Origin of the sequence: Vibrio sp. 10N.222.52.C3 (assembly GCF_041474195.1) — a bacterium.
GTDB lineage: Bacteria > Pseudomonadota > Gammaproteobacteria > Enterobacterales > Vibrionaceae > Vibrio > Vibrio crassostreae_C.
In genome coordinates this window covers 1-18620 of sequence record NZ_JBFRTQ010000067.1, presented here as the reverse complement: position 1 = coordinate 18620, position 18620 = coordinate 1, and the positions used below count along the sequence as shown (strand labels likewise).

The window sequence follows — 18620 nt, the reverse complement described above, 5'->3', positions numbered from 1 at the left end:
AACGCCCTTAAGAAATAAGGGCGTTAGATTGGATTACTTAAGAAGGGTCACTTTAGTGATGACGATTGGGTCAACTGGTATGTCTGACATGCGGCCCATTCGCTTGGTTGGAATCGTTGCCATCTTTTGAACAACATCAAAACCTTCAGTTACTTTGCCGAATACAGCGTAGCCTGGGTTGCTACCTTTTGCGTTCAAGAAGTCATTATCAGAGAAGTTAATGAAGAACTGACGAGTTGCAGAATCTGGCGCATTAGTACGAGCCATCGCGATTGTTGCTGTATCGTTCTTCAAGCCATTGCTGCCTTCATTCTTGATAGGAGCGTAAGTTACTTGTTGATTCATCTCTTGATCGAAGCCGCCACCTTGCGCCATAAAGCCAGGAATAACACGGTGGAAGATAGTGCCTTCGTAGCTGCCGTCTGCCACGTATTTTAGGAAGTTCTCCGCGCTAACCGGTGCTTGTTCTTGGTTAAGCTCAATAGTGAAGTCACCTAATGTTGTTTCCACGTTTACTTTAGGACCAGCCCAAACGCTTACGCTCACTAGCATTAATGCGATAGAAGATAAAATACGACCCATTAGAAACGTTCCTTCATGTAAGTTTGTAGCTCTTGGTCGTTAGCGATCTCAGTAAGAACCAAGTTGATCACGTCATTAAGAACCATAGAGATGTCGTCGTTAGATGCACTCAATGCACCAGTGCGTGTTGCAGTGCCGTTGAATGTTTTAACTAGTTTGCCTTCAGGCGTTTCAGCGGTAACTTCAAGCGTTACTTTACCGTCCATTTTGTTTTCCATAATGGTGTGCTCTACGGTAACTAGTGCTTCTTGAATCTCTAAAACAATTGAGTTTTCACTGTTTACGCTCGCACGAAAACCTTGAGACTCTAACTGCTGAGCAATAGCGTTTTCTAGAGAAATACGCATGTTTTGCTTAGCATGAATTGGTTGAATGTTTGAACGGCCACTATCAACCAATGCAACATATTGAGCGGCACGAACATCTTTACTGGTTAGTGTGTATGTTTTGCCTTGTACAAGGTTGCTTGAGCTTAGTGAAGCTTCTGGCATTACATTGATTTGTTCTTGCTGAGGGGCTGAACATGCTGTCAAAGCCATAATAGAAGCAGCCAAAATCAGTTTTTTCATTCCTTTATCCTTTCTAAATTCACACCAGAAGCTCGGTATCTTAAATTCTTGTGAAGTCGTTTCTGCTTATTTATTAAAATTCGCAGGCTCTCTTGTTGCTTGTAATATCTCAAATTTTTGGTTTAGTTCAAGCGTTTCAACGTTAGCTTCACCAAATAGTCTTGCTAGTTTGACATCGTATCCGAGGTGTCGGTTGCCAATAACAATTAATTTGCCTCCATTGCTTAGAACATGCTTTGCATCACAGAACATTTGCCACGCAATGTGATCCGTAATCGCTTGTTGCTGATGGAATGGAGGATTACACATCACTAAGTAGGTGCTGTTTTTCTTGAAGCCATCTAAACAGTTGTTGGCGATGAACTGGAAGTTGCCTTCTTCACCAAGGTTATCTTTGACGTTTTGGCGCGCCGATTCCACCGCCATAAAGCTTTCATCCACACAGGTAATACGAGCTTGTGGGTTCAATTGCCCTGCTTTTACACTCAATACACCGTTGCCACAACCAAGATCGATGATATGACGTAGCTCAGGATCTTGAGGGATGTGCTCTAGCATATAGCGAGCGCCTTGATCGAGTGCTTCCCCTGAGTAAACATTTGGTAAATTTTTCAGGCGGATATCTTCACCGTCTACATCCCATTCAACAAAAGGCTCTACCGTTTGAATTGGCTGGCAGTTTGGAGATGAGAAGACTAAGCGGTGTTTTTTCTTCGCTAGTGATGTTTTGGTTTCGCCTAGGTATTTTTCGAACAGGTTAAGCGTAGAGGTGTGAATCTCTTTTACCTTGTTGACGCCGATCACTTGGCAGCCTTCAGGCAATGCTTGGCGTAGCTGGCTCAGTTGCCAGATTAGGTGACGATTTGTTTTTGGCAGCTGCATGATCACAAGGTCGATACCGTGTGGGATATCATCCATCGTGTTCAAGAAGTTCACTCGGTTACTTTGATTGCGCTGCAAGTTTTTCAGGGCACCGCGATGAGAGATAAATGAGTCGCTCATCATGGTGACATCATGATCTTTCGAGAACCAAGCGGATAGGGCACCGAAGCTGTCGTTCATGATCAGGATGTGTTTGCCAGGTTCGAGGTTCATCTCTTCAACATGACTGATCAGGTATTCGTCGCCCGCATCCCAAGCTTGAAGGGTTTCATTTGAACGTTTCGGGAAACGATGTAAGGTTAAAGTTCTATCGTGAAGGGTAAGTTCGGTTTTCATTGCTTGAGATACTTATGTAAGAAATAACAAAGATATTGTCTCAAATGCAGGCTGAACAAGATAGAAAAAACTCAACCAAACCTACGCCATTCGCTATCAAATACTCAGACAGTCGACCGCTTAGGGTTTATACTCATCCCACGGATAATGCCAATACGTTATTAAGGAATCACAATGATCCAAGAAGTTATCGAAACAAAATTGCACAATGAGTTTTCACCAAGTCATTTAAACGTGGTTAATGAGAGCTATATGCACAATGTTCCGGCCGGTTCTGAGAGTCATTTTAAAGTGATTGTTGTCAGTGATGTGTTTGAAGGATTGCGTCTTATTGCTCGTCATCGAGCGGTAAATAAAGCTCTTTCAGAAGAGCTAGCGAATAATATTCACGCACTGTCCATTCACACTTATACAAAAGATGAATGGATGAAGCAGCTCGATAACGTGCCAGACAGCCCTATGTGTATGGGTGGTGGCAAGTAACACAGCGAGCATATTGACAAAAGGTGGTGATGCCGCCTTTTTTGTCGCCAAACCTATGTGTTTTTCGTTGTTACATCACTCAAACTGATGGCAATTTGAACGACTAAAAATACCTACAATGAGTAATGTTTTTATTAACAGTGTTTCAACATAACTCGTAAAATAATAGTTTGTGACAGAGTATTAATCTCTTGTTTAAAACACGATTCAAAAGCCATTTTATCTGTGCGGCTCGTCAAATTTATACATATTTTAGAGTCCATATGCTTCAAATCTCACCAAATATAGGCCGTATTCAAGTTATTGGTCATGGCATCAAGTTGTCAAAAAATGCTAGAATACGGCACCTGATAAATCTCACATAATCTTTGTGGTGAATTTATTAATGTAATGTTGCGATTTTGGTATCTCAAATTTACCAAAACCGGACACTGTAATGTCGTGTCTAAGGGCGATTTTAAAACGTCCTGAATTTACGCAATTAAAAGAATCTTTTTCCCGATAAAGTAGTGCAAGTGCGTATGATTACAATAAAGAAGGGTTTGGATCTTCCTATCGCAGGAACTCCATCCCAGGTGATTAATGATGGTAAGTCCATCACTAAAGTCGCCTTGCTTGGCGAAGAGTACGTTGGTATGCGTCCTACGATGCATGCTCGCGTTGGTGATGAAGTGAAGAAAGGCCAAGTTCTTTTTGCAGATAAAAAGAACCCAGGTGTTGTATTTACTTCTCCAGCAAGCGGTAAAGTTATTGAAGTGAACCGTGGTGCTAAGCGTGTTCTTCAATCAGTAGTGATTGAAGTAGCAGGCAATGAGCAAATCACGTTCAATAGCTATGAAGCTAACCAACTAGCAAGTCTTGACCGTGAAACGGTTAAAGCTCAGTTAGTTGAGTCTGGCACATGGACCGCTTTGCGAACTCGTCCGTTCAGCAAGGTTCCAGCAGTTGATTCTGAAACTCAGGCTATTTTCGTTACTGCTATGGATACTAATCCGCTAGCAGCTGAGCCAGAATTAATCATTAACGAGCAGTCTGATGCTTTCGTTGCTGGTTTAGATCTTCTTTCAACTCTGACTAACGGTAAAGTGTACGTTTGTAAAAAAGGTACTAGCTTACCTCGTTCAGCTCAGTCTAACGTTGAAGAACATGTTTTTGATGGCCCACACCCTGCAGGTCTTGCAGGCACGCATATGCATTACCTATACCCGGTAAATGCACAAAATGTAGCGTGGAGCATTAACTACCAAGACGTTATCGCATTCGGTAAGTTGTTCCTTACTGGTGAGATTTACTCTGAGCGTGTTGTTTCTCTGGCTGGTCCAGTAGTTAATAACCCACGCCTAGTTCGTACTCAAATTGGTGCTAGCCTTGAAGAGTTGACGGACAGCGAGTTGATGCCAGGTGAAGTTCGCCTGATCTCAGGTTCAGTATTATCTGGTGTTCACGCTTCAGGTCCACATGCTTACCTTGGCCGTTACCATCAACAGGTTTCGGTTCTTCGTGAAGGTCGTGATAAAGAGCTATTTGGCTGGGCTATGCCTGGTAAGAACAAGTTCTCTGTTACTCGTTCATTCCTTGGTCACGTGTTTAAAGGTCAGTTGTTCAACATGACAACGACAACAAACGGTAGTGATCGCTCTATGGTTCCAATTGGTAACTACGAGAAAGTAATGCCATTAGATATGGAGCCTACTTTGCTGCTTCGCGATCTATGTGCTGGCGACGTTGATAGTGCACAAGCACTTGGTGCGCTAGAGCTAGATGAAGAAGATTTAGCACTGTGTACCTTTGTATGTCCTGGTAAGTACGAGTACGGTCAGTTACTTCGTGAATGCCTAGATACAATTGTGAAGGAAGGGTAATTTTCATGGGCCTTAAAAAGTTTATTGAAGACATCGAGCATCATTTTGAACCAGGTGGTAAACACGAAACGTGGTTTGCGCTTTACGAAGCTGCAGCAACACTTTTCTACACACCAGGTACAGTTACAAAGAAAAGCTCGCATGTCCGTGATAGCGTTGACTTAAAACGTATCATGATCATGGTTTGGCTTGCGGTATTCCCAGCAATGTTCTGGGGTATGTACAACGCAGGTGGTCAAGCTATTGCAGCACTAAACCACATGTATTCAGGTGCAGAACTAGTTTCTATCATTGATGGTAACTGGCACTACTGGCTAACCGAAATGCTTGGAGCCTCCTTAGGAGCCGATGCAGGTTGGGGCAGTAAGATGCTCTTGGGTGCGACTTACTTCTTACCTATCTACGCGACGGTCTTTATCGTTGGTGGTTTCTGGGAAGTACTGTTCTGTATGGTGCGTAAGCACGAAGTTAACGAAGGTTTCTTTGTTACTTCTATCTTGTTCGCGCTTATTGTTCCGCCAACACTTCCTCTATGGCAAGCTGCACTAGGTATTACCTTCGGTGTTGTTGTTGCTAAAGAGATTTTTGGTGGTACGGGTCGTAACTTCCTAAACCCTGCACTTGCTGGCCGTGCGTTCCTATTCTTTGCATACCCTGCTCAGATTTCTGGTGACGTAGTTTGGACTGCAGCTGATGGTTTCTCTGGTGCAACAGCGCTTAGCCAATGGGCTCAAGGCGGTGGTAGCGCGCTAATGAACACGGTATCTGGTGAGACGATCACTTGGATGGACGCATTCATTGGTAACATTCCAGGTTCTATCGGTGAAGTATCAACGCTTGCACTTATGATCGGTGCTGCAATGATCGTATACATGGGCATTGCTTCATGGCGCATTATTGCTGGTGTTATGATCGGTATGATTGCTGTATCAACATTGTTTAATGTGATCGGTTCTGACACTAACGCAATGTTCAGCATGCCTTGGCACTGGCACCTAGTTCTAGGTGGCTTCGCATTTGGTATGTTCTTCATGGCAACAGACCCTGTATCAGCGTCATTTACCAATGGTGGTAAGTGGTGGTACGGCATCCTAATCGGCGCAATGTGTGTAATGATTCGTGTAGTTAACCCTGCATACCCAGAAGGCATGATGCTTGCGATCCTATTCGCAAACCTATTTGCTCCTCTGTTTGACCACGTTGTAATCGAGAAGAACATTAAGCGGAGACTAGCGCGCTATGGCAAGTAATAACGATAGCATTAAAAAGACGCTGTTTGTTGTTATCGCATTGAGCTTAGTGTGCTCAATCATCGTTTCAACAGCTGCAGTTGTTCTTAAACCTAAGCAACAAGCTAACGCAGTTCTGGATCAGCAAACTAAGATCCTTGAAGTTGCGGGCATTGAACTTGCGGGTAATATCCCTGAACTGTACGCAGAGAACATTGAACCTCGTCTAGTTGATTTCGCTACTGGCGATTTCGTTGACGGCGATGCTGCTGCATACGACCAACGTAAAGCGGCAAAAGATCCAGCTCAGTCAATCAAGCTTTCAGCTGAAGATGACATCGCTAAGATCCTTCGTCGTGCTAACACGGGTACTGTATACCTTGTGAAAGATGGCGCTGAAACTTCTAAAGTTATCATCCCTGTTCACGGTAACGGTCTATGGTCAATGATGTACGCATTCGTTGCGGTAGAAACTGATGGCAACACAGTTTCTGGTATCACTTACTACGAGCAAGGTGAAACTCCTGGACTTGGTGGTGAAGTTGAGAACCCATCTTGGCGCGCTCAATTCGTTGGTAAGAAATTATTCGACGAAAACCACAAACCTGCTATTCAGGTTGTTAAAGGTGGCGCTCCTCAAGGTTCTGAGCACGGTGTAGATGGCCTTTCTGGTGCAACACTGACTAGCGTTGGTGTTCAACATACATTTGACTTCTGGTTAGGTGATATGGGCTTTGGTCCGTTCCTAGCAAAAGTTCGTGACGGAGGTCTGAACTAATGTCTAGTGCAAAAGAAATTAAAAAGAGCATCTTAGCGCCGGTGTTGGACAACAACCCAATCGCGCTACAGGTTCTTGGTGTGTGTTCTGCTCTTGCGGTAACCACTAAGCTAGAAACAGCATTTGTTATGACTATCGCGGTAATGTTCGTTACTGCTCTGTCTAACTTCTTCGTTTCTTTGATCCGTAACCACATTCCTAACAGTGTGCGTATCATCGTTCAGATGGCAATTATCGCATCACTAGTAATCGTGGTAGACCAAGTGCTTAAAGCATACCTATACGATATCTCTAAGCAGCTATCTGTATTCGTAGGCCTAATCATTACTAACTGTATTGTAATGGGTCGTGCTGAAGCATTCGCAATGAAGTCTGCGCCAATCCCATCTCTAATCGATGGTCTTGGTAACGGTCTTGGTTACGGTTTCGTTCTTATCACTGTTGGTTTCTTCCGTGAGCTTCTAGGCTCTGGCAAACTATTTGGTATGGAAGTACTACCTCTAGTGAGCAACGGTGGTTGGTATCAGCCAAACGGCTTGATGCTTCTAGCACCTTCTGCATTCTTCCTAATTGGTTTCTTGATTTGGGCAATTCGTGTGTTCAAACCAGAACAAGTAGAAGCGAAGGGGTAAGGTAGTCATGGAACATTATATTAGTCTGCTAGTTAAATCGATTTTCATCGAAAACATGGCGCTTTCTTTCTTCCTAGGTATGTGTACATTCCTAGCGGTATCTAAGAAAGTTAAAACTTCTTTTGGTCTTGGTGTTGCGGTAGTTGTAGTACTTACAATCGCTGTTCCTGTAAACAACCTTGTTTACACACACATCCTGAAAGAAAACGCGCTTGTTGAAGGTGTCGATTTAAGTTTCCTTAACTTCATCGCATTCATCGGTGTTATCGCGGCACTTGTACAAATCCTAGAGATGGTTCTAGACCGTTTCTTCCCACCTTTGTACAACGCACTAGGTATCTTCCTTCCACTGATCACAGTTAACTGTGCAATCTTTGGTGGTGTATCTTTCATGGTAACTCGTGACTACAACTTTGCTGAATCTGTTGTTTACGGCTTCGGTTCTGGTGTGGGTTGGATGTTAGCTATCGTTGCTCTTGCGGGTATCCGTGAGAAGATGAAGTACTCTGACGTACCTCCAGGTCTTCGTGGCCTTGGTATCACGTTCATTACTGTTGGTCTGATGGCGTTAGGCTTTATGTCTTTCTCTGGTGTTCAACTGTAGGGTAAGCACCCAGTAATAAGGAATAACAAATGCAAAGCATTATTCTTGGCGTAGCGATGTTTACCATTATTGTATTGGCTCTAGTACTAGTGATTCTTTTCGCTAAGTCTAAGCTAGTACCATCAGGTGACATCACTATTGCTGTAAACGGCGACCCTGAAAAGGCGATCGTTACTCAACCTGGTAGCAAGCTACTTGGTGCCCTAGCTGGCGCTGGTATCTTCGTATCTTCTGCTTGTGGTGGCGGTGGCTCTTGTGGTCAGTGTCGTGTGAAAGTTAAGTCTGGTGGTGGCGACATCCTTCCAACTGAACTTGATCACATCACAAAAGGTGAAGCTCGCGAAGGCGAACGTCTTGCATGTCAAGTTGCTATGAAAACTGACATGGAGATTGAACTAGATGAAGATATCTTTGGTGTTAAAAAGTGGGAATGTACTGTTATCTCGAATAACAACGAAGCTACTTTCATCAAAGAACTTGCTCTAGCGATCCCTGAAGGTGAAGAAGTTCCGTTCCGCGCGGGTGGTTACATTCAGATAGAAGCTGAACCACATCACGTGAAATACGCAGATTACGATATTCCTGAGGAATACCGTGGTGACTGGGATAAGTTCAACTTGTTCCGTTACGAGTCTATCGTTAAAGAGCATTCGATCCGTGCTTACTCTATGGCTTCATACCCAGAAGAGAAAGGCATCATCAAGCTTAACGTGCGTATCGCAACTCCGCCGCCAAACAACCCTGACGTAGCTCCTGGTGTTATGTCTTCATACATCTGGTCTCTTAAAGAAGGCGACAAATGTACTATTTCTGGTCCATTTGGTGAGTTCTTTGCTAAAGACACAGACAATGAAATGGTATTCATCGGTGGTGGTGCAGGTATGGCGCCTATGCGTTCTCATATCTTCGACCAACTTAAGCGTCTTAAGTCTACTCGTAAGATGTCTTACTGGTATGGCGCGCGTTCTAAGCGTGAGATGTTCTACATTGAAGATTTCGATGGCCTAGCGGCTGCAAACGAAAACTTCGTGTGGCACTGTGCACTGTCTGATCCTCAACCAGAGGACAACTGGGACGGTTACACTGGTTTCATCCACAACGTACTGTACGAAAACTACCTGAAGGATCACGAAGCTCCTGAAGATTGTGAGTACTACATGTGTGGTCCACCGATGATGAACGCTGCTGTTATCGGCATGCTGAAAGATCTTGGTGTAGAAGATGAAAACATCCTACTAGATGACTTCGGTGGTTAATCCACTTAAGTGATTGATATTATGGCTGACTCCTACGAGTCAGCCATTTGTTTTTCTAAGACAGCTTTTGACAACATACTGGCTTATATAAGAAAGAGTAAGGCATTCAAAATACCTATTTTTTACTCTTATTTTTCCTTATATAAATCCTCAACATTAGACAGGAGTAAGCAAGTGAGAATTTGGCTTGTTGCATTAACTTCTTTGATTTTTCTTGCGGGCTGTGAGCAGTCAAGAGAGCAAGTGCATTTGAGTGGCCCAACGATGGGCACGAGTTACAATATTAAATACATCAATGGTGATGAATTTCCTGAGTCTAATGAAGTTCATACAGAGATCGATCGTCTACTTGAAGAAGTAAACGACCAGATGTCGACTTACCGTGAAGATTCCGAATTAAGCCGTTTCAACCAGCATAAAGGTGCGGATGCGTTCGAAGTATCTGAGCAAACAGCGACGGTTGTGAAAGAAGCGATTCGTTTGAACGGTCTTACTGAAGGAGCTCTGGATGTAACGGTTGGTCCGTTAGTTAACTTATGGGGTTTTGGTCCTGAAGCTCGTCCTGAAGTTGTGCCATCAGATGAAGAGCTGGCGGCTCGCAAGGCTAAGATTGGTATCCATCATCTTAGTGTTGAAGGCAACATGTTGAAGAAAGACCTACCTAACCTGTATGTCGATCTATCCACGATTGCAAAAGGTTGGGGTGTTGACGTCGTCGCTGACTACCTTGATTCTATCGGTATTCACAACTACATGGTTGAAGTCGGTGGCGAAATTCGTCTGAAAGGTTTAAACCGTGAGAACGTGGGCTGGCGTATCGCGATTGAGAAACCAAGCGTTGATGAGCGTAATATCCAAGAGATCATCGAGCCGGGTGATATGGCTATCGCAACCTCTGGTGATTACCGTAACTATTTTGAACGTGATGGTGTTCGTTACTCACACATCATCAACCCTGAAACAGGAAAGCCTCTTCACCATAAAGTGGTTTCTGTGACTGTTTTAAACCCGTCTTCAATGACTGCAGACGGCTTATCTACGGGCCTTATGGTCTTAGGTGAGGAAAAAGGAATGGAAGTCGCAAACCAACATAACATCCCAGTGTTCATGGTGGTAAAAACAGCAGATGGCTTTAAAGAAATTGCTTCTGAAGCATTTAAGCCATACTTAGGTAAATAAGGTAAGCGAGATAATTATGAATACATTTCTGATTACATTTGGTGTTTTTCTTGCAGTAATCGCAGCGATGTCAATTGGCTACATTATCCAAAAGAAAGTTGTGAAAGGTAGCTGTGGCGGTTTGGGTGCTGTTGGTATTGATAAAGTATGTAACTGCCCTGAACCTTGTGACGCGCGTAAGAAGCGTGAAGCACGTGAAGCTTACCGTGAAGAGAAGCTGGCTGAGCGTCAACAAAAAGAAGCGGCTTGGAGTAAAGACCGTATCGCTTAATTGGTGACAGTCATAGGGGATAGAGTTATCTATGCCCTCAAATTGAAAAGCTCAAGATTATCGTCTTGAGCTTTTTTAGTTTTGAGGTCTAGCAATTAATCTTGGTATACCAAAAATGGAAACAGAGGCGAATGACTATTGTTCGATTTGCATGCTGTTACGCGCAAACACTAGTTGGTTTCTACCTTGCTCTTTTGCCGTATAAAGAAGCTCATCAGCGGCTTTGATCTGCTCATCTAGCTTCGCGTCTAAATCGGTTACGCCGATACTGATACTGACCTTGATTCTTTGAGAGTCATGCTCAACAACATGGCTTTCAATGGCTTCTCTCATGGACTCTAAGTTGTCAACAAAGCTTTCAAATGCGCCGCACGACTGAATACAAAACTCTTCGCCACCAAAGCGCACAGCGACATCGTCTTTGAAATGATCTTTGATTATTTTCCCTACATCGATCAGCACGGCATCACCACCATCGTGTCCAAAGGTATCATTCACTTTCTTAAAGAAGTCGATGTCCATCATCGCGATGTTTCGTTGATCGCAGCCTTTACAAGGATGATTGAACAGGTAGCGACGATTCCATAAGCCAGTAAGAGCATCCTCGTTGGCATGTCGAAATAGCTCATTAGCCGCTTCTTTCATATCAAGCAGCTGATGGATACGGCAGAAAAACTCTTCTTGGTTAAAAGGTTTGTAAAGGAAATCGTTGGCACCCGCTTTAAGGAATCGCGCTGTCATAGTGCGATCATCACTCCCGGATAATCCTAGAATGGCCAACTGGTTTCTGTCGTGATCGCGTCGAATCTCACGGATCATCGCTATACCGTCTTTCTTCGGCATATCATGGTCTGTAACAACGAATGTAATATCAGGGTCGTTATGAAGAAGCTTTAATGCTTGTTCGCCATCTTCGGCTTGGATTGTTTGGATATATTGGTGTTCTAGAAGTTGAACTATGTAACGGCGAACGACCGCTGAATCATCGACAACCAGTGCTTTGTGGTGGCGATTATTCGAAATTCTTTGAACTAGAGGGAGTAGGTAGCTTACTGACGACATACTGTCTTTAAGTATGTAATCGATAACGCCTTTGGCTAGGACTTGCTCTCGCAGTTGATTGTCGAACATCCCGGTCAGAACAATGATTTTCTGTTGGTAGCCTAAGACGAGATCAATGATCTCGCCGTCTTGGCCGTCAGGTAAACAGTAGTCGAGGACTGCACACAAGAAATCCGTTTCTTGCTCTAAGATCGCTTTGGCTTCTTCTACAGATTCCGCCAACGCAACTTCATAGCCATCGTTCTTAAATTGTTGGTAAAGATAGTTTCTGAATGCGCGACTATCCTCTACCACTAGTATTTTTTCACTCAAAAGCTATCCCTACTTATAGACTAAATACTCCTAACAATACTATCAGAATAGTGGGCGGCGAATGAAGTGAAACCTGTTGAGCTGGACTCCAGATCATTTTAAATCTGAGAATAATTGATTATACTGTTCATAGATACAGTTGTAAGGTTGAGTTATTTCCAAATGTGCAGTTCGGACCAAGAGAAAGTCAGAAAAATAATCCATGTCGATATGGATTGTTTTTACGCGGCTGTAGAAATGCGTGATAACCCTGCTTACCGAAATCGCCCGTTAGCTGTTGGTGGGCATGAAAAGCAACGCGGCGTTTTGAGCACCTGTAATTATGAAGCCCGCAAGTTTGGTGTTCGCTCTGCAATGCCTACCGGAAAGGCCCTACAGCTTTGTCCTAATCTATTGGTTGTGCCGGGAAGAATGTCGGTCTATGTCGAGATATCTAAAAAGATCCGTGAAATCTTCTCTCGATACACATCAATCATTGAACCACTTTCCTTGGATGAAGCTTTCCTTGATGTCACCGATTCTAAGCGGTGTCACGGTTCAGCAACACTTATTGCCGAGTCTATTCGCCGTGATATTTGGAACGAACTGACCCTGACAGCTTCTGCAGGAATTGCACCGATTAAATTCTTGGCGAAAGTGGCCTCAGATCTGAATAAGCCCAATGGTCAGTTTGTTATCCCTCCACAAGACGTGCAATCAGTGATCGATGAGCTACCACTTGAAAAGATTCCCGGTGTCGGCAAAGTGAGCATAGAAAAGCTGCACCAAGCGGGTTTCTTTACTTGTAAGGATATCAAAGAGTCTGACTATCGAGACCTGCTACTCAAGTTTGGCCGTCAAGGTGCATCACTCTGGAAGCGCAGTCATGGCATTGATGATCGAGAAGTTATCATCGAGCGCGAGCGAAAATCGGTAGGTGTAGAGCGCACCTTTACCCAAAACATTTCAAGCTACGCAGAATGTTGGCAGGTTATCGAAGATAAGCTATTTCCTGAACTCGAGACTCGCTTAGAAAAGGCTAGCCCAAGCAAAGCGATCATCAAGCAGGGCATTAAGCTCAAGTTCGCCGACTTTCAACAAACCACGATTGAACACATCCATGCCTCTCTCGATCGTGAACACTTCAAAGAGCTGCTTAGTGAAATACTGAAAAGACAACAGGGGCGAGAAATACGCCTGCTTGGTTTAAGCGTAATGCTGCAACCTAAAGACCAAATGCGTCAGTTGAGCTTCTTTTAAAGATAATGAGTGAGATGAATACCGACTACGCTTCATAGCCTAGTCGGTTTTTTATAAGTAAGAATTACCTAGGAAGTTGTTTTACTCGCGCTAAGGTATCACTGAACGGTTGCTGCTCTAGCTTGCCGTAACCGACCATTTTACTGGCTTTGAGTTTGGTTGAAAGCGGGGTGGCGATTCCACATAAGAAGCGAGTAATTGCCTCGTCGGTAATCAGTTGTTGGCTAGCCGAAATAAACTCATGTATCCATGTCATCACCGTCTCATCATCGATAGGTTCAACATCAACGGTTGGTAAGATTGCCACTTCTCCTCGACATACAGAGCAGTGACCGCAGTTTGTTGGTGCTTTATCATCGGCAAAATAACTCGCAAGGCGTGAGCTTAGGCAAGTATCCGCCTCAAAGAAATTCAGCATTTGGTTAAGGCGGTTTATCTCGCTGTTTTCTTTTGCTTTAAACAACTCAGTTAGACGCTCTGACAGTTGCATCATATCTTCAGAAGTATTGTGGATCGCGTAGACATCGGTGATCTGCTTGCTTTCTAGTTCAATCCAACCTTGTTCATTGAAGTAGTCGATAGCCGCAATCACACGCTGACGATCGGCTTGGAAGTGTGTCCAAAGCGCATCGAAGTCGACTTGGCACCACACTCTTGCTTGAGGAGAGCATTGGAAAATCGCTTCGACAAATTGACGACGTTCACTTTGAAATTGCTCTGTGATCTGCTGTTTCGGACGAATGAACTTAAATTTGTAGTCTGCGAAGTAGCTGTACTTGGGCTCAATCACACCTTCAATTTCGAGATACACCAGTAGTGTTTTTAGCGGTAACTGACGAATGTTGGATTCACGTGATAGTTGATTAAGCATGATCTCCCATTGATTCGAGCCAGAAGCGCCAATGTTTTGATTTTCGTAGATCTCTTTTAATACCGCTTGGATCGATATGTTGTCTGGCGTATCACCAAAAACGAAGTTCTCGAGTGTGCTTAAACCGTGTTTGTTAGCCAGTAAAATACATTCAGACGCTTGCCCATCTCGACCAGCTCTGCCGATCTCTTGTGAGTAGTTTTCGATCGATTTTGGTAAGTCAAAGTGAATCACTCGGCGAATGTTGGACTTATCCACGCCCATACCAAACGCGATAGTTGCGACGATACAGCTCACGTCATCATTCATGAATTGGTGTTGAATAGCATCTCTATTTTCAGGCTTAAGACCCGCATGGTAAGCCACTGCATTAACGCCAGCATTGCGAAGCTGCTGAGCCACCATCTCTGCCGTTTGTTGAAGGGTGACATAAACAATAGTCGGAGCGAGAGAAGCTTGGTTAACCACATTGCACAAGGTTTCTAGCTTACTGGTTTGTTCACAAGGTTGAATCGACAGATCGAGATTTTGACGATAGAAACCCGTAACCACAACGCGCTCCTCATCAATTTCAAACTTTGACTTCATATCTTGGATAACCGCTGTAGTCGCAGTGGCTGTCAGTAGTAGAACCTGAGGAATATTGAGCTGTTTTTGGTATTGAGGAAGCTTCAGGTAGTCGGGTCTGAAGTTGTGTCCCCATTCTGAAATACAGTGCGCTTCATCGACCACAAGCAGTGAGATCGACACTTGGGAGATAAACTGACGAAAGCGTTCGTTCTTCAAGCGCTCGACGGAGATCATGAGGATCTTGGTGTCACCGTTACGCACTGACTGCATAACCTGTTGTGTGGTTTGTCGGTCTTGGCTTGATTCGATTGCCGCTGCGCTAATGCCTTTACTGTGCAGGAAAGCGAGTTGGTCTTTCATCAAGGCTAACAGTGGCGATATCACCAAGGTTAAGTGCGGTAACTCTAATGCTGGTAATTGATAGCACAGCGATTTACCTGAGCCTGTCGGGAATATCGCGGCAGTCGAGTGACCAGATAGAACGTTATCAATGACTTGCTTTTGCCCATTGCGCAGTGAGTCGAATCCGAATACTTGTTTTAGCTTCTGCTCAATCATTTATGTTCTACCTGAGTTATTAAGTGTCGTATTGATGCTAAAGCGGGCGCCTATTCATGATAGCGTCGCTTGATGAATCAAATGTCTTGCACCTGATTGTACCTAATTCTATTCTGTAGCTCCTATAGAAAAGCACCCCAATAGTATGAATAAGTCTGAGCTTCGCCAAATAATCATAGAGCAACTTGAATCCCGATTACGTATCGCCCAATCTGCGACTCAGCGTGCGATTGATGCTGCGACCGATGAAGAGACTGTGCCTGAACATAAGTACGATACATTGGCATTAGAAGCTTCGTATCTCGCCCATGGTCAAGCGGTGAGGGTACAAGAGTGTGAAGACGATATTCAGTGTTATCGTAACTTAGTGTTGCGTGATAGTGAGAAGGTTACGGTGAGCAGTTACGTTGTGGTCATTGACGAGCATGATCAATATAAACATTTCTTTATGGGGCCGAGAGTCGGCGGACTTTCTGTCACGTGGAATGAGAATGAGATTGCCATCGTGACGGCAAATGCACCTTTTGGCCAGGCTCTAATGGGTAAAGAAGTTGGTGATGAGATTGAGTTTAAGGTCGCAGATAAACAGTTTTGCTACGAAGTTATCTCTATCGACTAACTAACTGACTAATAGATATAAAACGTTTCTCTGACAAAGGAGCATATACCAAGGGTATAGTAATCTGTCAGATTGATGAGAGGATGTTATGAAAAACAATGTATTTATGAAAAACAGTGTATTAATTGCATCGTTAACAGCGGCGATCTCTGTTGTGAGCCTGCCAACATTTGCGGCTCAATGTCGAGTTGATTTGAAGAATGAGTTGCGAATCGATGACCAAAAAGTCGAAATTCATCAGGTAAATGGTGATACCGCCGTGTTCGATGATAATAACGATCTCTATATTCATGGCGAGAAAGTTGAGCTTGATGCTGACCAACAAGCGGCGATTGAGAAATATCGCGAAAACATGAGTGAGTACTTACCTCGAGCGAAACAAATGGCCAACGATAGCTTAGCGTTAGCCAATGACGTGATTGATGATATCGCGGCTAGCCTGGATTCACCTGAGTCATTTGATAATGTAAAAGAATCAATGAAAACCTACTTTGCAGAACTGGAAGCGCGTTATTACAAAGATGGCGAATTAGTGTTGCCTGCAGAAAGCTTTGATTCGATGGCCAATGGCTGGTCTGAAGATTTCGAGAAGGCGAAAGAAATCTTTAACCAAGAATTTATCTCTAGCGCTTTTAATGCGATGTCAGAAAAAATGAAACAAGACGGTGGCCTAAACCTGACTGAACTGGCTGACAGTATGGCTGAATTAAAGCTGAAAGTTGAAGAGCGAATGAAAGAACACTCTCAACAAGTACAGGAGGAAGCGAATGAGTTCTGTGATTCACTTGATGAGATGGCAGAACAAGAGCAAGAACTGCATGAAATCATTCCGAACTTAAAAGATTACCAAGTCTTCACAATTTAATTCGAGTCTAGTGATGAATAGTAAGAGCACCGGTCGGTGCTCTTTTTGTTTGTATAAATGGAACCACACGGCGAGTATTTATCTCAATTCAATCCATTTCCTTCTTAAGCCTACTGCTTCGCTTTGTTGCTTATAATTGAACGATAAGACTGGTTTTTTGTTAACTTTGTTGTTCTAAATAGCGCATTGATTGTAAAAATCAGAGAATTGTTCATTTATTGGTTGTGCCTATCATTGCTTTTTATTACTGTACTTCTCAACTAGTTCACTGATTTTTAATGCGGGCGATATGGACCAACAATCTTCCTCTTCAAGAGAGCACTTTAGCTCTCGTTTAGGTTTTATTTTAGCAGCGGCTGGTGCAGCGGTTGGCTTGGGTAATATTTGGGGTTTCCCGACTCAAGTTGCTAGCAACGGTGGTGGCGCTTTCCTTTTAGTCTATTTGATCATGATCTTCGTGGTTGCTTTCCCTATGTTGGTGGTTGAGATGGCTATAGGCCGTCACGGCCAAGCAAACCCAGTTGATAGCATGCGATCTTTGACGACAAACCCTTTGGGTAAGAAAGTCGGTGAGTTTGTCGGTTGGGTTGGACTGAGTGTACCAAGCGCAGTGTTGGCGTTTTACAGTATTGTTGGTGGCTGGTTGATCTGTTTCCTAATTGGTGCGGTCGCGGATCTTATCGGCCTAGAAGCGATTGCTGATTGGTTTAAGGGCTTCAGTGTTGAGCGCAACGTATTTGGTACCGTCGCGTTCTATGTACTGACTATCTTGATTGTGCAGGGCGGTGTTAAGCAAGGCATCGAGAAATGGTCGACTCGTTTGATGCCTGCGCTGTTTGTTTTATTTGGCTTATTGTTTGTTTACATCATGACGCAATCTGGCGCGATGGAAGGCCTAAAACATTACCTTATTCCAGACTTTGAGAAAGTGTGGGATAGAAAACTGATTCTGGCGGCAATGGGACAGGGGTTCTTCTCACTCACTATTGGCGGTTGCTCGATGTTGGTTTATGGCTCTTACTTAAGCAAGAAAGAGAACCTACCAAAAATGGCGATGAACGTAACTCTGGTGGATACTGCTGTCGCTTTTATTGCTGGATTAGTGGTGATGCCAGCAATGTTTGTTGCGATGCAAAAAGGCGTTCAAATCTACGCTGAAGACGGCTCACTATTAAGCTCTGACACTCTAGTATTCACGGTTTTGCCGTTGATGTTTGATAGTTTAGGTGTGCTTGGACAGATCTTTGCGATTGTGTTCTTTTTACTACTAACGATTGCTGCACTGACTTCTTCGATTTCGATGCTTGAAGGCCCGGTTGCGCTAGTGAGTGAGCGTTTCAATACTAGACGAACGCCAACAAGCTGGGTGATTGGTGGTGCTATCGCGCTGTTTAGTGTGGTGATTGTTTACAACTTTGCTGCGATGTTTGGCATGGTAGCGATGATTGCAACTCAGTATCTTCAACCAGTCGCTGCACTGATGTTCTGTGTGTTTGGTGGTTGGGTATGGAGCCGAGCTTCAAAAGTGAAAGAGCTTGAACAAGGCAGTCCTGATTTTCAACTCGGTTGGTTTGGTAAGGTTTGGCCAATGTATGTGAAGTTTGTGTGCCCAATTTTGGTAGCAACGGTTATCTGGGCATCTTTCGGTTAATGCAGAACCCTATCTGGGCTTTTTGAAATTACCTCCTCTGAACTTGAAATATTAAGCGCAAAGCCACTCATAATGAACTGACCCCCAATAGTTGGACACCAATTATTGGGGGTCTTTTTATGTCCAAATATAGCCGAGAGCTAAAATGTATCATTGCTAAGCAATACTTAGATGGCACGTCATCTCTCTACTTAGCAAAACAATATTCAA

Annotated in this window: 18 protein-coding genes and 1 pseudogene; 14 read left to right on the top strand and 5 right to left on the bottom strand. The window is 43.8% G+C overall.

Features of this window, described 5'->3' with window-relative positions:
* Positions 1–33: 33 nt before the first annotated feature.
* The 3 genes from AB4517_RS11325 to AB4517_RS11315 form a co-directional block, all read right to left on the bottom strand.
* Positions 34–582 (bottom strand): peptidylprolyl isomerase, encoded by a 549-nt coding sequence (locus AB4517_RS11325; protein WP_372148365.1) that lies wholly within the window; start codon positions 580–582, stop codon positions 34–36.
* A complete protein-coding gene (locus AB4517_RS11320; RefSeq protein WP_017067736.1) occupies positions 582–1151 on the bottom strand; it encodes a YajG family lipoprotein in 570 nt (189 codons plus the stop codon). Before AB4517_RS11320 ends, AB4517_RS11325 begins: the two co-directional genes overlap by 1 nt.
* Before the next feature lie 66 nt (positions 1152–1217).
* Positions 1218–2369 (bottom strand): methyltransferase, encoded by a 1152-nt coding sequence (locus tag AB4517_RS11315; protein WP_017068516.1) that lies wholly within the window; start codon positions 2367–2369, stop codon positions 1218–1220.
* 174 nt (positions 2370–2543) lie between these two features.
* Between AB4517_RS11315 and bolA the strand changes: the two genes are divergently transcribed.
* The 9 genes from bolA (at position 2544) to nqrM (ending at position 10663) form a co-directional block, all read left to right on the top strand.
* Positions 2544–2852, top strand: a complete 309-nt coding sequence (gene bolA / locus AB4517_RS11310) for a transcriptional regulator BolA (protein WP_017064186.1) — start codon at positions 2544–2546, stop codon at positions 2850–2852.
* A gap of 521 nt (positions 2853–3373) precedes the next feature.
* Positions 3374–4714 carry a Na(+)-translocating NADH-quinone reductase subunit A gene (locus AB4517_RS11305; protein WP_372148364.1) on the top strand — a complete coding sequence of 447 codons (1341 nt, stop codon included), beginning with the start codon at positions 3374–3376 and terminating at the stop codon, positions 4712–4714.
* 5 nt (positions 4715–4719) lie between these two features.
* Complete coding sequence (locus tag AB4517_RS11300) at positions 4720–5964, top strand: NADH:ubiquinone reductase (Na(+)-transporting) subunit B (protein WP_010439046.1); 1245 nt, start codon at positions 4720–4722, stop codon at positions 5962–5964.
* Positions 5954–6721 (top strand): Na(+)-translocating NADH-quinone reductase subunit C, encoded by a 768-nt coding sequence (locus tag AB4517_RS11295; protein WP_017059911.1) that lies wholly within the window; start codon positions 5954–5956, stop codon positions 6719–6721. The genes AB4517_RS11300 and AB4517_RS11295 overlap by 11 nt, the downstream gene beginning before the upstream one ends.
* The gene (locus AB4517_RS11290; RefSeq protein WP_008223083.1) at positions 6721–7353 is read left to right on the top strand and encodes an NADH:ubiquinone reductase (Na(+)-transporting) subunit D; all 633 of its coding nucleotides are present in this window, start codon (positions 6721–6723) and stop codon (positions 7351–7353) included. The genes AB4517_RS11295 and AB4517_RS11290 overlap by 1 nt, the downstream gene beginning before the upstream one ends.
* 7 nt (positions 7354–7360) lie before the next feature.
* Positions 7361–7957: an NADH:ubiquinone reductase (Na(+)-transporting) subunit E gene (gene nqrE, locus AB4517_RS11285; protein ID WP_009848375.1), complete on the top strand. Its 597-nt coding sequence runs from the start codon at positions 7361–7363 to the stop codon at positions 7955–7957.
* A gap of 29 nt (positions 7958–7986) precedes the next feature.
* Entirely contained in the window at positions 7987–9213 is a 1227-nt protein-coding gene (gene nqrF, locus AB4517_RS11280) for an NADH:ubiquinone reductase (Na(+)-transporting) subunit F (protein WP_372148363.1), read from the top strand.
* A 174-nt stretch (positions 9214–9387) separates the two neighbouring features.
* On the top strand, positions 9388–10392 hold the full coding sequence (locus AB4517_RS11275) for an FAD:protein FMN transferase (protein WP_017059913.1): 1005 nt from the start codon (positions 9388–9390) through the stop codon (positions 10390–10392).
* Between the two features lie 16 nt (positions 10393–10408).
* Positions 10409–10663, top strand: a complete 255-nt coding sequence (gene nqrM, locus AB4517_RS11270) for a (Na+)-NQR maturation NqrM (protein ID WP_009848378.1) — start codon at positions 10409–10411, stop codon at positions 10661–10663.
* 135 nt (positions 10664–10798) lie between these two features.
* Here nqrM and AB4517_RS11265 read toward each other — a convergent pair whose 3' ends face one another.
* The gene (locus AB4517_RS11265) at positions 10799–12037 is read right to left on the bottom strand and encodes a response regulator (protein ID WP_017059914.1); all 1239 of its coding nucleotides are present in this window, start codon (positions 12035–12037) and stop codon (positions 10799–10801) included.
* A gap of 162 nt (positions 12038–12199) precedes the next feature.
* Here AB4517_RS11265 and dinB point away from each other — a divergent pair, with 162 nt between their 5' ends.
* Positions 12200–13276 (top strand): DNA polymerase IV, encoded by a 1077-nt coding sequence (dinB, locus tag AB4517_RS11260; protein WP_372148362.1) that lies wholly within the window; start codon positions 12200–12202, stop codon positions 13274–13276.
* Positions 13277–13340: 64 nt separating this feature from the next.
* Here dinB and AB4517_RS11255 read toward each other — a convergent pair whose 3' ends face one another.
* Entirely contained in the window at positions 13341–15275 is a 1935-nt protein-coding gene (locus AB4517_RS11255) for an ATP-dependent DNA helicase RecQ (RefSeq protein WP_017059916.1), read from the bottom strand.
* A gap of 145 nt (positions 15276–15420) precedes the next feature.
* Between AB4517_RS11255 and AB4517_RS11250 the strand changes: the two genes are divergently transcribed.
* The 4 genes and pseudogenes from AB4517_RS11250 to AB4517_RS11235 all read left to right on the top strand — a co-directional run.
* Positions 15421–15894 (top strand): GreA/GreB family elongation factor, encoded by a 474-nt coding sequence (locus tag AB4517_RS11250; protein ID WP_017059917.1) that lies wholly within the window; start codon positions 15421–15423, stop codon positions 15892–15894.
* A gap of 88 nt (positions 15895–15982) precedes the next feature.
* Entirely contained in the window at positions 15983–16759 is a 777-nt protein-coding gene (locus AB4517_RS11245) for a YggN family protein (RefSeq protein WP_136982350.1), read from the top strand.
* A 289-nt stretch (positions 16760–17048) separates the two neighbouring features.
* The gene (locus AB4517_RS11240; protein ID WP_017059919.1) at positions 17049–18410 is read left to right on the top strand and encodes a sodium-dependent transporter; all 1362 of its coding nucleotides are present in this window, start codon (positions 17049–17051) and stop codon (positions 18408–18410) included.
* 119 nt (positions 18411–18529) lie between these two features.
* Positions 18530–18620: pseudogene (locus AB4517_RS11235) on the top strand (helix-turn-helix domain-containing protein); the annotation flags it as partial.

Coding starts and splice junctions, on each gene's coding strand:
- AB4517_RS11325 (WP_372148365.1), bottom strand. CDS start 582: ATGGGTCGTATTTTATCTTCTATCGCATTAATGCTAGTGAGCGTAAGC.
- AB4517_RS11320 (WP_017067736.1), bottom strand. CDS start 1,151: ATGAAAAAACTGATTTTGGCTGCTTCTATTATGGCTTTGACAGCATGT.
- AB4517_RS11315 (WP_017068516.1), bottom strand. CDS start 2,369: ATGAAAACCGAACTTACCCTTCACGATAGAACTTTAACCTTACATCGT.
- bolA (WP_017064186.1), top strand. CDS start 2,544: ATGATCCAAGAAGTTATCGAAACAAAATTGCACAATGAGTTTTCACCA.
- AB4517_RS11305 (WP_372148364.1), top strand. CDS start 3,374: ATGATTACAATAAAGAAGGGTTTGGATCTTCCTATCGCAGGAACTCCA.
- AB4517_RS11300 (WP_010439046.1), top strand. CDS start 4,720: ATGGGCCTTAAAAAGTTTATTGAAGACATCGAGCATCATTTTGAACCA.
- AB4517_RS11295 (WP_017059911.1), top strand. CDS start 5,954: ATGGCAAGTAATAACGATAGCATTAAAAAGACGCTGTTTGTTGTTATC.
- AB4517_RS11290 (WP_008223083.1), top strand. CDS start 6,721: ATGTCTAGTGCAAAAGAAATTAAAAAGAGCATCTTAGCGCCGGTGTTG.
- nqrE (WP_009848375.1), top strand. CDS start 7,361: ATGGAACATTATATTAGTCTGCTAGTTAAATCGATTTTCATCGAAAAC.
- nqrF (WP_372148363.1), top strand. CDS start 7,987: ATGCAAAGCATTATTCTTGGCGTAGCGATGTTTACCATTATTGTATTG.
- nqrM (WP_009848378.1), top strand. CDS start 10,409: ATGAATACATTTCTGATTACATTTGGTGTTTTTCTTGCAGTAATCGCA.
- dinB (WP_372148362.1), top strand. CDS start 12,200: ATGTGCAGTTCGGACCAAGAGAAAGTCAGAAAAATAATCCATGTCGAT.
- AB4517_RS11255 (WP_017059916.1), bottom strand. CDS start 15,275: ATGATTGAGCAGAAGCTAAAACAAGTATTCGGATTCGACTCACTGCGC.
- AB4517_RS11250 (WP_017059917.1), top strand. CDS start 15,421: ATGAATAAGTCTGAGCTTCGCCAAATAATCATAGAGCAACTTGAATCC.
- AB4517_RS11245 (WP_136982350.1), top strand. CDS start 15,983: ATGAAAAACAATGTATTTATGAAAAACAGTGTATTAATTGCATCGTTA.
- AB4517_RS11240 (WP_017059919.1), top strand. CDS start 17,049: ATGGACCAACAATCTTCCTCTTCAAGAGAGCACTTTAGCTCTCGTTTA.